The sequence below is a fragment of the Pseudomonas sp. VMV1 genome (genome assembly GCF_056790235.1).
Genome location: NZ_JBXGSE010000006.1, coordinates 133700 through 149521 on the forward strand (window position 1 = coordinate 133700; position 15822 = coordinate 149521).

The window sequence follows — 15822 nt, forward strand, 5'->3', positions numbered from 1 at the left end:
CCCATCTCCTCAACGGATAGGTATCAACTTTTACCTATCGCAGATTAAGCGAAGAATGGGCGCATTCGACAGGAGGAATCATCATGAGCGGATACATCTACCTGGCCATCGCCATCGCCGCCGAAGTCGTCGCCACCACCTCCATGAAGGCCATCAGCGGCTTCAGCAAGCCGTTACCACTGTTTCTGGTCATCACCGGCTATGGCCTGGCCTTCTGGATGCTGACCCTGGTGGTACGCAGCATTCCCGTGGGCATCGCCTACGCCATCTGGGCCGGCCTGGGCATCGTGCTGGTGAGCATCGCCGCGGCGTTTCTCTACGACCAGAAGCTGGACCTGCCGGCCATGCTGGGCATGGGGCTGATCGTCGCCGGGGTGGTGGTGATCCAGTTGTTTTCCGGCAGTACCGGGCATTGAGACCAGCGGCGGCGAGGAGCGTGTAAAATCACTCCTTTGCCGATTATCCAGCAGGCCGTTCATGTCCCAACCCTGGTCCACCGATATCCTCATCGTCGGCGGCGGCGTCGCCGGCCTCTGGCTCAACGCCCGTCTCAGACGCGCCGGCTACGCCACCGTGCTGGTGGAGACCGGCGCCCTGGGCGGCGGCCAGAGCGGCAAGTCCCAGGGCATCATCCACGGCGGCACCAAATATGCCCTGACCGGCATGCTCACCGGTGCCTCCGAGGCCATCGCCGACATGCCGCGACGCTGGCGCGAGAGCTTGGCCGGCAGCGGCGAGCTGGATCTTTCCGGCGTGCGCCTGCTCTCCGAAGCCCACTACCTCTGGTCGCCGGGCAGCCTGGCCGGCAACCTCACCAGCTTCTTCGCCAGCAAGGCGGTGCGCGGCCGGGTGGATGCGGTCAAGGGCGACGAACTGCCCCCGGCCCTGCGCGATCGCGCCTTCAAGGGCAAGGTCTATCGCCTGGCCGAGCTGGTGCTGGATGTGCCCAGCCTGGTCGCGCGTCTGGCCGAACTGGCCGGCGACAGCCTGCTGGCCGGGCATGACCTCCAGCCCTTGCGCGAAGAGGGCGAACTGACCGGCCTGGTGGTGGACGGCCAGGCCATCCGCGCCCGCCGTATCGTGCTCACCGCCGGCGCCGGCATGGCCGACCTGCTCCAGGCGCTCCACCTCGAACAGCCGGCCATGCAGCGCCGCCCGCTGCACATGGTGGTGGTCAAGGGGCCCATGCTCAAACCCCTCTATGCCCACTGCCTGGGCGGCGGTCCTAAGCCGCGCCTGACCATCACCAGCCACCCCACCGCCGACGGCCAGTGGCTGTGGTACCTGGGCGGCGACCTGGCCGAGGCCGAGGGCGTGGCCCGTGAGCCAGACGCGCAGATCGCCACGGCGCGGGAAGAACTGCAGCGCCTGCTGCCCTGGATCGATTTCGCGGGCGCCCAGTGGGCGACCCTCCGGGTGGACCGTGCCGAGCCGGCGCAATCCGGGCTGGTGCGGCCGGACAACGCCTTCCTCGCCGAGGACGGCCGCCTGCTGGTGGGCTGGCCGACCAAGCTGGCGCTGTCGCCGGACCTGGCCGACCGGGTCCTGGCCCATCTCGACCGTGACGGTATCCGGCCGGGACAGCATCCCACCCTGCCCGCCCACCCGCAGCCACCAGTGGCCGCGCCCTTCTGGGAGGAATTGCTGCCATGAGCCTGCGCGACCTGCACGGCCTGCACCGCGCCCTGGGTAGCACCGGTCTCCAGATTTCCCCCCTAGGTCTGGGTACGGTCAAGTTCGGCCGCGACCAGGGTGTGAAGTACCCCAATGGCTTCACCATCCCCGACGACCGCACCGCCGCCGACTTGCTGAGCCTGGCCCGCGAGCTGGGCATCAACCTGCTGGACACCGCTCCCGCCTATGGCCGCAGCGAAGAACGCCTGGGCCCGCTGCTGCGCGGCCAGCGCCAGCACTGGGTGATCGCCAGCAAGGTGGGTGAGGAGTTCGAAGGCGGGCTGTCCAGCTTCGACTTCAGTCCGGCGCACACCCGTCGTTCGGTGGAACGCAGCCTGAAGCGCCTGGAAACCGATTGGCTGGATCTGGTACTGGTGCACTCCGACGGCAACGATCTGAGCATTCTCCAAGACAGTGGCTGCTACGAGACCCTGGCCGAGCTCAAGCGCAAAGGCCTGATCCGCGCCTTCGGCTTTTCCGGCAAGACCGTCGCCGGCGGCCTCAAGGCGTTGGAGACCGGCGATTGCGCCATGGTCACCTTCAACCTCAACGAAGACGCCGAGATCCCGGTGATCCAGGCCGCCGCCGCCCTGGGCAAGGGCATCCTGATCAAGAAGGCCCTGGCCAGCGGCCATGCGGTGCTGGGCGCCGGCCAGGATCCGGTGCGGGCGAGCTTCGCCCGGGTCTTTGGCGAGCCGGGGGTGACCAGTGCGATAGTCGGCACTATCGATCCCCTGCACCTGTCACATAATGTCCGTACCCTGGCCGACGTGATCACCGCTCGGCCCTGATCCAGAGCCTTTCGCTGAACCCTTGCTTCCGTTCGCTGGACGCGCCATCCGGTCGCCCCGGATGGCGTGTTCGCGGCACACAACAACAGGAGTCGGCCATGCCCCAGCTCATCGCCCGCCACAACCCCAAGGCGTTCAAGACCCTATCGCTCGCGGTGGAGGCCAATCACGACGGCCTCAGCTACCAGGCCCTCGGCCAGCCGCTGAATTTCAGCGAGATGCTGGAGCGACGCCAACCGATCGAGATCGCCGACGCCCAGCAGTTCAGTGCCAAGCTCGCCAATCTGGGCGTCTCGGTCCGCCTCACCCTCAACTGGCAGGGCCAGGATCACTGGCTGCTGGTGCGCCAGCGCCGGCCCGATCGCGGCGACGTGGTGCTCAAGCTGATCTCCGGCTATATCCCGACCCACGAACTGGCCCTGCCGCTGCTCACCGCCGTGCAGGAGGTGGCCGAGGAATGCCTGATCGAGACGCCGCGCGGCTGGCTGGCCGGACGCTTCGCCGACACCTGGCTGCCGACGCCCTATGCCCCCGCCCTGCCCTATCGCGAGGACGTGGCCTTCCGCCTGACCCCGCGCTCGGGGGCGGCACGGCCGGTGCGCTGCGGCAGCCTGGCGCTACTGGAGCGTCCGCGCGCCTATGTGCACACCCCCACCGCCTCGCTCCAGCTGGTCTACGACCTGTTGCTGGAGTTGCCCAAGGAGTGCAAGGCGCCAAGCCTGTTCCACGTCGACGAGAAGATCGAGAACGGCCAGTTGCTCGCACGTCTCGCCCGCCAGCGCCCGGATCTCTATCTGGTCGCCCTGGACGACGGCAAGCCCACCGGTGAGCTCTATACCCTGTCCGCCGGCCAGCGCCTGCCCGTGTCGACCCGCGGCCTCTGGCTGTCGGAAAGCTTCGCCCGTCAGGACGGCTGGCTGGTCCATGACAGCCGGGTGCGCTGGCGCGACTGGCTGGAGCGCATGGCGCCGCAGAGCACCCTGCAGCGGGCCTAGGACACGAGAGGAATCAGTCGCCCCCCGCGCGGCGTTCACCGGTGACGCCGCCGGCCGCGGCCTGGACCCGGCCGGCTAGCCGCGAAAAAGGCAGCGTCTGGATCCACACGGTGCCATGGCCGCTCAGGGTCGCCAGCACCAGACCCTCACCGCCGAACAGCATGCTGCGCAGCCCCCCGACCAGCTTGATGTTGTAGTCGATGCCACTGGTGAAACCCACCAGGCAGCCGGTATCCAGGCGCAGCGTTTCGCCCCTTAGCTCCTTGCGGATCACCGTGCCCCCGGCATGCACGAAGGCCATGCCATCGCCTTCCAGCCGCTGCAGGATGAAGCCCTCGCCACCGAAGAAGCCGGCGCCCAGGCGGCGGGTGAAGGCCACGCCGATGCGGGTACCCCTGGCGGCGCAGAGAAAGGAATCGCGCTGGCAGAACAGGGTGCCGCCCAGGGCCGCCAGATCCAGCGGGATCACCTGGCCCGGATAGGGCGCGGCAAAGGCGACGTGGCGCTTCTCCCGGCCCTCATTGGTGAAATGGGTCATGAACAGCGACTCCCCGCCAAGCATCCGCTTGCCGGCGCCCCAGAGCTTGCCGAGCAAGCCGGCGGAGCCATCGCCCATACGCGCGGTGAAGTCGATGTCGGCCTCCATGTAGGTCATGGCACCGGCCTCGGCGATCACCGTCTCGCCGGGATCGAGACCGATCTCCACGGCCTGCAGGGATTCGCCGAGGATGCGATGGTCGAGGATATGGCTGGCCATTATGGGCTTTCTCGGTAGCTGCGGAAGCGTCCAGCCTAGCAGTCACCGGCCGCCTTGGCGCGCCTCTTCAGGTCACTGAACGGCGCTTCGCTGTCCGCTCGCACTCGTCGGCCCGGCAGCCAGACGGTGGAACGCCAGTCCGCTTCCAGGGTTCCCCTCTAGGTACCCGCCGGCTTCCTGTCCGGCTCAGTTCCAGAGGTGAACATGACCAAGCAATCCGCCCACTCCCCCGCTCAACCCCTGCACGGCACCCAGGAGCACGGCAGCGCCGGGGGCTGGGGTGCGCTCAATGCCGTGACCCAGCACCTGAGCCGCCAGAAGGTGTTGATGCGCGGCAACAAGGCATTGCTGACCATGAACAAGCCGGGCGGCTTCGACTGCCCGAGCTGCGCCTGGCCCGATCCGAAGACCCCGCATACCTTCGAATATTGCGAGAACGGCGCCAAGGCAGTGGCCTGGGAGGCCACCCGTAAACGCACCACTCCGGAATTCTTCGCGGCCCATACCCTGACCGAACTGCGTACCTGGACCGACCATGACCTGGAAGACCAGGGCCGTCTCACCCACCCCATGCGCTACGACGCCGCCAGCGACACCTACCGCCCGGTGAGCTGGGCGGACGCCTTCGCCGAGATCGGTGCCGAACTGCGCGCCTTGGACGATCCCTGGAAGCTGGAGCTTTACACCTCGGGCCGTTCCTCCAACGAAGCCGCCTTTCTCTACCAGCTGTTCGGCCGGCTCTACGGCATGAACAACTTTCCCGACTGTTCCAACATGTGCCATGAGACCACCACCACTGCCATGCCGGAGAGCATCGGCGTCGGCAAGGGCACCCTGGACCTGGAGGATTTCGCCCAGGCCGACGCCATCTTCATCATCGGCCAGAATCCCGGCACCAACAGCCCGCGAATGATGAGCGAGCTGCACGACGCCGTGCACCGCGGCGTGCCCATCCTCACCTTCAATCCGCTGCGGGAAAAGGCCCTGGTGCGCTTCGCCTCGCCACAGGCCGTGCGCGACATGGCCTTGCCGGGTGGGGGCGTGGCCATCAGCTCCCAGTACCACCAGGTGCGTATCGGCGGCGATATGGCGGCCATGCAGGGGCTGTGCAAGGTCGTCATCGAGGCTGACGACGAGGCGCGCCGCAGTGGTGCCCCCCGCATCCTCGACGTGGCGTTCATCGAACAGCATTGCGTCGGCCTGGAAGCCTTCGCCGAACACTGCCGAGGGCTGAGCTGGGAGCGTTTGGAGCGTTATTCCGGCCTGACCCAGGCGGCCATGAGGGAAGCGGCCGAGGTCTACATGAAGGCCGACCGGGTGATCGCCTGCTGGGGCATGGGCGTGACCCAGCACCGCCGCGGTGGCGATGTCCTGCAGCAGATCATCAATCTGTTGCTGCTGCGTGGCAACGTCGGCAAGCCTGGCGCCGGACCCTGCCCGATTCGGGGTCATTCCAACGTCCAGGGCGACCGCACCGTGGGCATCTATCAGAAACCCAAGGAGCCCTTCCTGGCCCGCCTCGACCAGGCCTTCGCCTTTCGCGCGCCGCGCGAGGGCGGCCATGACGTGGTGGAATGCTGCGAGGCCCTGCTGCGCGACGAGCCCCAGGCCTTCATCGGCCTGGGCGGCAACTTCTTCCGCGCCATTCCCGACATCGAGCGGGTAGCACCCCATGTCGCCAACCTGCGCCTGACGGTACAGATCGCCACCAAACTCAACTGGAGCCACACCCTGCACGGCCGCAGCACCTTCCTGTTGCCATGCCTGGGCCGCACCGAACGCGATGTGCAGGCCAGCGGAGTGCAGACCATTACCGTGGAGGACTCCATGTCCATGGTGCATGGCTCCACCGGCAGCCTGGAGCCGGCCTCGCCGGAGTTGCTGTCGGAGATCGCCATCGTTGCCGGCATCGCCAAGGCGACCCTGGGCGAACGCCATCCCCATATCGACTGGGACGCCCTGGTCGGCGACTACGCGCTCATCCGCGACAAGATCGAAGCGGTGCTGCCCGAACAGTTCGCCGACTACAACGCCCGCATCGAACAGCCCGGAGGTTTCCGCCTGCCCAATGGTGCCCGTGAGCGACAGTGGGATACACCCAACGGCAAGGCCAACTTCCTCTTTCCCGGCGACGTGCTGGACGAGGACGACAGCCCGCCGGATGCCGAGCACCTGCAGCTGATGACGATCCGCAGTCACGACCAGTTCAACACCACCATCTACTCCAATCGCGACCGCTACCGCGACATCGACGAACGCATGGTGGCCATGCTCAGCCCAGAGGACATGCGCCGCCATGAGGTGCAGGAGGGTGACTTCATCGACTTCATCGGCGCTGCCTTGGACGGCATCTCACGCCGCGCCGGCCCCTTCAAGGTCATCGCCTACGACGTACCGGCCGGTTGCTGCGCGGCCTACTACCCCGAAACCAACAGCCTGGCGCCCCTGGCCAACCACGACACCCGCAGCCATACCCCGGCGTCGAAGTCTCTGCCGGTGCGGATCGAGCGGCTCAGTCAGGAACAGGCGATGCAGCGACGCGGGTTGATCGCGGCGGGATAGCTTCATTAGGTGTTAGTGCGAAGGACATCGCGGCCATGGGCCGCTCCTACGTAGGCCTATGCTCCTGTAGGAGCGGTCGCTACGGCGTCCCGGCATGGCCGTGATTGGATAGAAACCTTACGTTGGAAACCTCTATCCGGCTCCCTCACCCCAACCTTCTCCCAGAGGGAGAGGGGGCGCCTCGGTGCAGACGGGAGTTCCGTAGGTTGGGTTGAGCGCAGCGAAGCTCAACAACCAGACACGCCCCCACTGTTGGGCTTCGCCGATGGAGCCGTCTCAACCCAACCTACGCGGGCCGGTCAGACGTCTCGCAGTTCTCCGGCGAAGCGCTCCAGCCGTCTACGCAGGCGCTGGTTCTCGCGGCGCAGCTCTTCCACCTCATCCAAAAGGTGCAGGGCCAGGGCGGTCGCGGACCAGTCCAGGTCCAGCTCGTGGCGCAGGCGTACAGCGCGACGGGCGCGGTGCAGGGCACCGGTGTCGAAATGCCACTCGGCCGGGCGCTTGCCGCGCTGGGGCGCCAGGATGCCGTGCTCGACGATCTCCACCACCACGGGCTCGCTCACCTCGCAGAGCACGCAGAATTCCTGCAGGACGATCAGACTGCTCATCAGACTTTCCTCCAGTTTTGGCGGGGATCGAAGGCCGCCCGCTCGGCCAGTTGGCGCCACAGCGCCTGGGTTTCTTCATCGCCCTTCGGTGGCATCACGACCTTGAGCAGGGCATGGAGATCGCCCTGCCCTGCCTTTCCAGCCAGGCCCTTGCCTCGTACCCGCAAGCGGGCGCCGCTCTGGCTGCCAGGCGGAATGCTCAGCATGATCTGGCCATCCAGGGTGGGCACCTGCACCTTGGCGCCCAAGGCGGCTTCCCAGGGGGCAAGGGGTACGCTGACCACCAGGTCCTGACCGTCGACGTCGAACAGCGGATGAGGCACCAGACGGATGACCAGGTACAGATCGCCTGCCTCCGCGCCCCCCATGCCCGGCTCGCCCTGCCCTTTCAGGCGGATACGCTCGCCGTCGGTGCTGCCGGCGGGAATCTTGACGTTGAGGTTCTTGGTGGTCTCGCCGACGCGCCGGCCCAGCTCGTCGCGCTGCGGCAACGAAAAGCTCAGCGGCTTGGTACTGCCGGCCTGGCTCTCCTCGAGAAACAATGGCAGTTCCAGCTCGATGTCGCGGCCACGGCGAGCGAAGCCACCCTGCTGCGAGCGTCCGGCAGCGCCGAACAGCGACTCGAAGAAATCAGAATAGTCCTGGCCAAAGCCGGCGTGGGGATCGCTGTAGTCGGCGCCCGACCCCGGCTGCCAGTCTGGCGGCACCTGGAAGCGCTCGCCTTGCTGCTGATAGCGGCGGACCTGATCGTATTCGGCGCGCTTGTGTGGATCGCGCAGGACGTCATAGGCCTCGGCCACCTCCTTGAAGCGAGCCTCGGCATCGGCCTCCTTGCTCACGTCCGGGTGGTACTTGCGCGCCAGCTTGCGATAGGTGGTCTTGAGGGTCTTGTCGTCGACGTCGGGGGCGACGCCAAGCACCTCGTAGTAGTCCTTGAAGTCCATCGCGGTCTCCAGTGGGGGTTCCCCTAGAGACCGCGCGGCGCCGGCAACGGTTGCATGACGCCGGTCAGTCGCCGCGTTTGCGAAAGGCCAGGCTGCCGGCCAGCGCCGTGAAGGTCGCCACCAGCGCCACCAGGATCCAGAAACCGTGGGGCGAATCGGAGAGCGGGATGCCGCCGACGTTCATGCCGAAGAAGCCGGCGATGATGTTGATCGGCAGGGCCAGCACCGTGACCAGGGTCAGGGTGAACAGGGTGCGGTTGGTCTGCTCGGCGGAGGCGGCGGCGATCTCCTCCTGCAACAGCTTGAGACGCTCCACCAGGGCGGCGAGGTCGTCCAGCACCCGGTCGAATTCCTCGGTGGCCTCGCGCAGGGTCTGGATGTCGTCGCGGCGCAACCAGGCAGGCGGCCGGTTGAGCAACCGCAGCAGCGAGCCCGGTTCCAGCGCCAGCAGGCGCTGCAGGCGTACCAGGGCGCGTCTCAGGCTGCCGAGTTCGGCGCGACTGGCGGACAGCCGCTGGGACAGCAGCCGATCCTCGATGGCGTCCACCTTGACCGTGGTATCGCGGATGATGCCGGTCAGCACATCGGCCTGGTCGCGCAGCAGATGAACCAGCAGTTCCAGGGTCGAGCCGAAGCCCTCACCACGACGCACCGCATGGCGCAGGCGATCCACCGAGCGCAGTGGCTGGGCCCGGGCGGTCACCAGCAGTCCTGGGCGGGCGCAGGCCCAGAGGGTGGCGACGTCCACCGAGACCTGACCGTAGGCCAGGGTCACATCGTTCACCACCCCCAGCAGGGTGTCGTCGGCCGGCTCCAGGCGGGTCGAGTGGGAACCGGCGTGCAGGGATTCGAAGAACTCCTCCGGCAGCCCCAGGTGCTCGCGCATCCAGCGCTCGGCGGCGGCGTGGGCCAGGTTGAAGTGCAGCCAGCGAAAGCCACCCTCTTCCGCGTCCCAGGGATCTTCCGGCGCCATGGTCAGCGCCTGCCCCGGCTGACCGGAGGTGAAATGGTAGGCGTAGAGCAGCCCCAGCCGTTCGGCGGCCGGATGCAGGGGGATCAACGTATTGGTCATGACTACCTGCGGAGGAACGCGACATCAGGGCTCTGTTAGCAGGTCCGGATGAACCTTTGATGACAGAGCCCCGAGTCAGCAGGTGCCAGCGGCGCCCCCGGAAAGGAGGCGCGGCGCTTATTGCGGACGCATGTGCGGGAAGAGGATGACGTCGCGGATCGACGGCGAGTTGGTCAGCAGCATCACCAGGCGGTCGATGCCAATGCCCTCGCCAGCGGTGGGCGGCATGCCGTATTCCAGGGCGTCGATGAAGTCGGCGTCATAGTGCATGGCCTCGTCGTCACCGGCGTCCTTTTCCTGGACCTGCAGCATGAAGCGCTCGGCCTGGTCTTCGGCGTCGTTGAGCTCGGAGTAGGCGTTGGCAATCTCGCGGCCGCCGATGAACAGCTCGAAGCGATCGGTGACGCCGGGATTGTCGTCGTTGCGGCGCGCCAGCGGCGAGACCTCGAAGGGGTACTCGGTGATGAAGTGCGGCTGCTCCAGCTTGCTCTCCACCAGCTCCTCGAAAATCATCACCTGCAGCTTGCCCAGGCCTTCGTGGCCGAGGACCTTGGCGCCGGCCTTCTTGGCGATGGCGCGGGCCTTCTCGACGTCCTGCAGGTCTTCCGCGGTGATGTCCGGGTTGTACTTGAGGATGGAGTCGTACACCGACAGGCGCACGAAGGGCTCGCCGAAGTGGAACACCTTGTCGCCATAGGGCACGTCGGTGGTGCCGAGCACGGCCATGGCCAGTTCGCGGAACAGTTCCTCGGTGAGGTCCATGTTGTCGCGGTAATCGGCATAGGCCTGGTAGAACTCGAGCATGGTGAACTCGGGATTGTGCCGGGTCGAGACGCCTTCGTTACGGAAGTTGCGGTTGATCTCGAAGACCTTCTCGAAGCCACCGACCACCAGCCGCTTGAGGTACAACTCCGGCGCGATACGCAGGAACATGGCCATGTCCAGGGCGTTGTGGTGGGTCTCGAAGGGCTTGGCCGCCGCGCCGCCGGGAATGGTCTGCAGCATGGGCGTTTCCACTTCGAGGAAACCCCGCTCCATGAGGAAGCGGCGGATGTGGGCGATGACCTGGGAGCGCACGCGGAAGGTCTGGCGGACCTCCTCGTTGACGATCAGGTCGACATAGCGCTGGCGATAGCGCAGCTCGGTGTCGGTCAGGCCGTGGTGCTTGTCGGGCAGCGGGCGCAGCGACTTGGTCAGCAGGCGCACGTCGCTCATGTTGACGTAGAGATCGCCCTTGCCGGAGCGGGCCAGGGTACCTTCGGTGGCGATGATGTCGCCCAGGTCCCAGGTCTTGACCGCTTCCAGGGTCTCGGCCGGCAGGGTCTTGCGGTCGACATAGACCTGGATGCGCCCGCTGGTGTCCTGCAGCACCATGAAGGCACCGCGGTTGAGCATGATGCGGCCGGCTACCTTGACCTTGATGCCCGCGGCTTCCAGCTCTTCCTTGGTCTTGTCGGCGTACTGCTTCTGCAGGTCACCGGCCAGGCTGTCGCGACGGAAGTCGTTGGGGAAGGGAATGGCCTGCTGGTCGCGCAGCGCGGAAAGCTTTTCCTTGCGCTGGGCGATCAGCTTGTTGTCTTCCTGTTCCTGGGCTTGGGGGTCTAGGGGTTGTTCGCTCATGTCTGCTGTTTACCTGGGGAGTGCTTGCCGTAGGAGCGGCCATGGCCGCTCCTACAGGAAATGATGGATTAAACGCCCTGCTTGAGGCTGGCTTCGAGGTATTCGTCCAGATCGCCGTCGAGCACCTTGTCGCAATCGCTGCGTTCCACGCCGGTGCGCAGATCCTTGATCCGCGAGGCGTCGAGCACATAGGAACGGATCTGGTGGCCCCAGCCGATATCGGACTTGGAGTCTTCCAGGGCCTGGGACGCGGCATTGCGCTTCTGCATTTCCAGCTCGTACAACTTGGCCCGCAGCATCTTCATGGCGGTGTCCCTGTTGGCATGCTGGGAGCGCTCGTTCTGGCACGCCACCACGGTATTGGTGGGCACGTGGGTGATCCGCACCGCGGAGTCGGTGGTGTTAACGTGCTGGCCACCCGCGCCCGAGGAGCGGTAGGTGTCGACGCGCAGATCGGACGGGTTGATCTCGATGTCGATGTTGTCGTCGATTTCGGGAGAGACGAACACCGCGGTAAAGGAGGTGTGGCGACGGTTGCCCGAGTCGAAGGGACTCTTGCGCACCAGGCGGTGCACGCCGATCTCGGTGCGCAGCCAACCGAAGGCGTACTCGCCCTTGATGTGCACGGTAGCGCCCTTGATGCCGGCGACTTCACCTTCGGACAGCTCGACGATCTCGGCGCTGAAGCCATGCTGGTCGGCCCAGCGCAGGTACATGCGCAGGAGCATATTGGCCCAGTCCTGGGCCTCGGTGCCGCCGGAGCCGGCCTGGATGTCCAGGTAGCAGTTGTTGGGGTCCATCTCGCCGCTGAACATGCGGCGGAATTCCAGCTTCTCGAGGATGCCACGCAGGCGCTCCACCTCGGCCGCCACGTCATCGACCGCGCCCTGGTCTTCCTCTTCGGCCGCCATTTCCAGCAGGTCGCTGGCATCGGCCAGGCCGCCGGTCAACTCGTCCAGGGTGCCGACCACCTGCGCCAGCTGGGCGCGCTCGCGGCCGAGATTCTGGGCGTACTCGGGCTTGTTCCAGACGTTGGGGTCTTCGAGCTCACGCTCCACTTCGACCAGACGATCCTGCTTCAGATCGTAGTCAAAGATACCCCCGAATGGTCTGGGTGCGGCTGGTGAGGTCCTTGATGCTGGTGACGATCGGGTTGATTTCCATGGGGGAAACACTCGCGAGAAAAGCTGTGGAAAAGCTCGCGAGTATACCCCAATCGGCGGCGAAACTCAGCGGGCGGCGGGGTACGCCGCCCGCTGCGTCTCAATCGGCGTCGAGGTCGCGGTGGCGGGTTTCCGGCAGGCACAGCAGGCCCACTATCAGGCTGACGCCGGTGATCAGCACCGGGTACCAGAGGCCGTAGAAGATGTCGCCGGTATAGACCACCAGGGCAAAGGACACCGTCGGCAGGAAGCCGCCGAACCAGCCGTTGCCGATGTGGTACGGCAGCGACATCGAGGTGTAGCGGATGCGGGTGGGAAACAGCTCCACCATCAGCGCCGCCAGCGGTCCATAGCAGAGGGTGGCGATGAGGATGAGGGCGAAGATCACCGCCACCACCATGGGCTTGTTGACCTGCGCCGAGTCGGCCTTGGCCGGATAGCCGGCGGCCTGTACCGCGGCGCGCAGGGCCGGCTCGTCGTAGCCGACGATGACCTTGTCACCGACGTTGACCTGCACCGCGTCCCCTGGCGCCGCGGCCACGCTGCTGTAGGGCAGACCACTCTTGGCCAGCAGTGTCTTGACCCGGTCGCAGGGACTGTCGAAGCGCGCCTTGCCCACCGGGTCGAACTGGAAGGTGCAGGTGGCCGGATCGGCGGTCACCACGATGGGGGCCTGCTGGCTGGCCTGGTAGATCTGCGGGTTGGCGTAGTGGGTCAGGGCCTTGAACAGCGGGAAGTAGAGCACCGTGGCCAGCAGCAGGCCGAGCATGAGGATCGGCTTGCGCCCGACCTTGTCCGACAGCCAGCCGGCGATGACGAAGAAGGGCGCGCCGAGGATGACGCTGACGATCAGCAGGTTGTTGGCCAGCACCGGGTCCAGTTTGAGGGTCTGGGTGAGAAAGAACATCACATAGAACTGCGACAGGTAGAAGGTCACCGCCTGGCCGCCGTTGATGCTGAACAGGGCGATCAGCACCACCTTGAGGTTGCTCCAGTTGGTGAAGGAATCACGGATCGGCGCCTTGCTCTGCTTGCCCTCGGCCTTCATGCGCAGAAAGGCTGGCGACTCGTGCATCGACAGGCGGATCCAGGTGGAGATCGCCAGCAGGAAGATCGACAGCAGGAACGGCAGGCGCCAGCCCCAGACCTCGAACTGGTCGCCGGTCAGGTAGCGGCAGACCAGGATCACCACCAGCGACAGCAACAGGCCCAGGGTCGCGGTCGATTGCAGCCAGCTGGTGTGGGCGCCGCGCTTGCCGGGCGGCGCGTGCTCGGCGATGTAGGTGGCGGCCCCGCCGTATTCGCCACCCAGGGCCAGGCCCTGCAGGAGGCGCAGCAACACCAGGATGATGGGCGCGGCCACGCCGATGCTGGCATAGGTGGGCAGCAGGCCGACACCGAAGGTGGCGATGCCCATGAGGATGATGGTGGCGAGGAAGGTGTACTTGCGCCCGACCATGTCGCCCAGGCGCCCGAACACCAGGGCGCCGAAGGGCCGCACCACGAAACCGGCGGCAAAGGCCAGCAGGGCGAAGATGAAGGCGGTAGTGTCGTTGACGCCGGCGAAGAACTGCTTGCTGATCACCGCTGCCAGGGCGCCATAGAGAAAAAAGTCGTACCACTCGAAGACGGTCCCCAGGGACGAGGCGAAGATCACCTTGCGTTCTTCGCGGCGACTGCTGGCCGCGCTGGGTTGTACCCGGGGTTGGGCATAGTCGGACATCGCACGTTCTCCTGACCCGGGATCGCCGGGCTGATTGTTGTTATGGGCGACAGCTACTACGGTGGAAACGGCGGGAGGCCCCGCCGTCGGTGAAACCAGCTAATAGAAACTAGGCAGCCGAGACCCGCTCGGGTCGGGCCAGCGCCGCGGGCAGCTCGGTCACGCCCTGCTCGCGGGCCTCGGCCAGCATGAAATTGGCCGCCTGCTCGGCGATCATCAGCGTCGGCGAACAGCTGTTGCCCGAGACCAGGGTCGGCATGATGGAGGCGTCGGCCACACGAAGGCCCGGAATGCCATGCACCCGCAGGCGGGCGTCCACCACGGCGTCGGCTCCCTGGCCCATGCGACAGGTGCCGGAAGGATGGAAGATGGTGGTGCCGATGGCCCCCGCGGCCTGCTGCAACTCTGCCTCCGTCTGATAGGACGGGCCCGGCAGATACTCCTCGGGTCGATAGGCCGCCAGTGCCGGCGCGGCGGCGATGCGCCGGGTCAGGCGGATGGCGTCGGCGGCCACCTTGAGATCCTCCGGCGCGCTGAGGTAGCGCGGCTGGATCAACGGCGCGGCCTGGGGGTCGGCGCTGCGAATGGCCACTTGGCCACGACTGGCCGGTCGCAGGTTGCACACCGAGGCGGTAAAGGCGGGAAAGCCGTGCAGGGGCTCGCCGAAGCGCTCCAGCGATAGCGGCTGCACGTGGTATTGCAGATTGGCCGAAGGCTGCTCCGGATCGGAACGGGCGAAGGCGCCCAGCTGGCTCGGCGCCATGGCCAGGGGACCACTGCGGCTCCAGAGGTACTCCAGGCCCATGCCCAGCTTGCCCCAGAGACTGCCGGCCAGGGCATTGAGGGTCGGCACGCCATGCACCCGATAGATCAGGCGCAGTTGCAGGTGATCCTGCAGATTGCCGCCGACCCCTTCCAGTCGATGCTGGACACCGATGCCCAGCCCTTCGAGCAGGCCGCGCGGGCCGATACCGGAACGCTGCAGCAGGGTCGGCGAGCCGATGGCGCCGGCGCAGAGCACGATCTCCCGGCGCGCCACCAGGCGCTGGGGCTCGGCCTGGCCCGGCAGGCGCGCCAGCACCGCCCGCGCCCTGCCCTCCTCCAGCAGTACCCGCTCCACCTGGACACCCGTCAGCACCTGCAGATTGGCGCGCTGGCGGATCGGCTTGAGAAAGGCCTTGGCCGCATTCCAGCGCACCCCATTGCGCTGATTGACCTGGAAATAGCCGCAGCCTTCATTGTCGCCGGTGTTGAAGTCCTCTACCGGCTCGATGCCAGTCTGGTCGGCCGCACTGCGAAAGGCGTCGAGCAGCGTCCAGTGCAGGCGCTGGCGCTCCACCCGCCACTCGCCCCCCGCGCCATGAAAGGTCGAGGCGCCATCGCAGTGATCTTCCATGCGCTTGAACAGCGGCAGCACGTCTTGCCAGCCCCACCCCGGATTACCGGCGGCGGCCCAGCCGTCATAGTCACGGGCCTGGCCACGCATGTAGATCATGCCGTTGATGGAGGAGCAGCCGCCCAGCACCCGGCCGCGCGGATAATTGAGCGCCCGGCCGCCCAGGCCCGCTTCCACCTCGGTCTTGAAGCACCAGTCGGTGCGCGGATTGCCGATGCAGAACAGGTAGCCGACCGGGATGTGGATCCAGGGATGGTTGTCGCGACCGCCGGCTTCCAGCAGCAGTACGCGATGGGCTGGATCGGCGGACAGTCGATTGGCCAACAGGCAGCCGGCCGGACCGGCACCGACGATGATGAAGTCATATTCCGCAGCAGGACCGGGCATGACGTTCCCTCGCTTTTTTGTTGTTGTGGTCCCTATCCTAGTGTCGTCATCCGCGAACAACAGTCGCAGAAAACGGGCAACGGCTGTGCATTTCTGAACAGCGCCCAGCAAGCGGCCGGTCAGACAGGCA

Annotated in this window: 13 protein-coding genes; 5 read left to right on the forward strand and 8 right to left on the reverse strand. The window is 66.5% G+C overall.

Annotated features, from left to right (window positions below; genetic code table 11):
* Positions 1-83 precede the first annotated feature (83 nt).
* From ACUCV0_RS18440 to ACUCV0_RS18455, 4 genes are all read left to right on the forward strand, one after another.
* Positions 84-416, forward strand: a complete 333-nt coding sequence (locus ACUCV0_RS18440) for a DMT family transporter (RefSeq protein ID WP_184290483.1) — start codon at positions 84-86, stop codon at positions 414-416.
* Between the two features lie 61 nt (positions 417-477).
* Complete coding sequence (locus ACUCV0_RS18445) at positions 478-1653, forward strand: FAD-dependent oxidoreductase (RefSeq protein WP_482213336.1); 1176 nt, start codon at positions 478-480, stop codon at positions 1651-1653.
* Positions 1650-2465 carry an aldo/keto reductase gene (locus ACUCV0_RS18450; RefSeq protein WP_482213337.1) on the forward strand — a complete coding sequence of 272 codons (816 nt, stop codon included), beginning with the start codon at positions 1650-1652 and terminating at the stop codon, positions 2463-2465. Before ACUCV0_RS18445 ends, ACUCV0_RS18450 begins: the two co-directional genes overlap by 4 nt.
* 98 nt (positions 2466-2563) lie before the next feature.
* Complete coding sequence (locus ACUCV0_RS18455) at positions 2564-3460, forward strand: metal ABC transporter ATPase (protein ID WP_482213338.1); 897 nt, start codon at positions 2564-2566, stop codon at positions 3458-3460.
* Between the two features lie 13 nt (positions 3461-3473).
* On the opposite strand, the gene ACUCV0_RS18460 is transcribed toward ACUCV0_RS18455, so the two are convergent.
* Positions 3474-4217, reverse strand: coding sequence for a TIGR00266 family protein (locus ACUCV0_RS18460; protein ID WP_482213339.1), 744 nt, complete (start codon positions 4215-4217; stop codon positions 3474-3476).
* Positions 4218-4421: 204 nt separating this feature from the next.
* Here ACUCV0_RS18460 and ACUCV0_RS18465 point away from each other — a divergent pair, with 204 nt between their 5' ends.
* Complete coding sequence (locus tag ACUCV0_RS18465) at positions 4422-6779, forward strand: FdhF/YdeP family oxidoreductase (RefSeq protein WP_482213340.1); 2358 nt, start codon at positions 4422-4424, stop codon at positions 6777-6779.
* Between the two features lie 299 nt (positions 6780-7078).
* On the opposite strand, the gene ACUCV0_RS18470 is transcribed toward ACUCV0_RS18465, so the two are convergent.
* The 7 genes from ACUCV0_RS18470 to ACUCV0_RS18500 all read right to left on the reverse strand — a co-directional run bounded on the left by ACUCV0_RS18470 (position 7079) and on the right by ACUCV0_RS18500 (position 15692).
* The gene (locus ACUCV0_RS18470; protein WP_017640778.1) at positions 7079-7387 is read right to left on the reverse strand and encodes a chaperone modulator CbpM; all 309 of its coding nucleotides are present in this window, start codon (positions 7385-7387) and stop codon (positions 7079-7081) included.
* Positions 7387-8331 (reverse strand): curved DNA-binding protein, encoded by a 945-nt coding sequence (gene cbpA, locus ACUCV0_RS18475; RefSeq protein WP_482213341.1) that lies wholly within the window; start codon positions 8329-8331, stop codon positions 7387-7389. Before cbpA ends, ACUCV0_RS18470 begins: the two co-directional genes overlap by 1 nt.
* 64 nt (positions 8332-8395) lie before the next feature.
* On the reverse strand, positions 8396-9403 hold the full coding sequence (locus ACUCV0_RS18480; protein WP_482213342.1) for a transporter: 1008 nt from the start codon (positions 9401-9403) through the stop codon (positions 8396-8398).
* Positions 9404-9520: 117 nt separating this feature from the next.
* Positions 9521-11023, reverse strand: coding sequence for a lysine--tRNA ligase (lysS, locus tag ACUCV0_RS18485; protein WP_482213343.1), 1503 nt, complete (start codon positions 11021-11023; stop codon positions 9521-9523).
* A gap of 68 nt (positions 11024-11091) precedes the next feature.
* A protein-coding gene (gene prfB / locus ACUCV0_RS18490) for a peptide chain release factor 2 (RefSeq protein WP_313648259.1) occupies positions 11092-12187 on the reverse strand; the annotation gives its coding sequence in 2 pieces (ribosomal slippage) (positions 11092-12114 and positions 12116-12187; 1095 coding nt in all).
* A gap of 99 nt (positions 12188-12286) precedes the next feature.
* Positions 12287-13909: an MFS transporter gene (locus tag ACUCV0_RS18495; RefSeq protein ID WP_059316037.1), complete on the reverse strand. Its 1623-nt coding sequence runs from the start codon at positions 13907-13909 to the stop codon at positions 12287-12289.
* A gap of 109 nt (positions 13910-14018) precedes the next feature.
* Positions 14019-15692 (reverse strand): GMC family oxidoreductase, encoded by a 1674-nt coding sequence (locus tag ACUCV0_RS18500; protein WP_482213344.1) that lies wholly within the window; start codon positions 15690-15692, stop codon positions 14019-14021.
* Positions 15693-15822 lie beyond the last annotated feature (130 nt).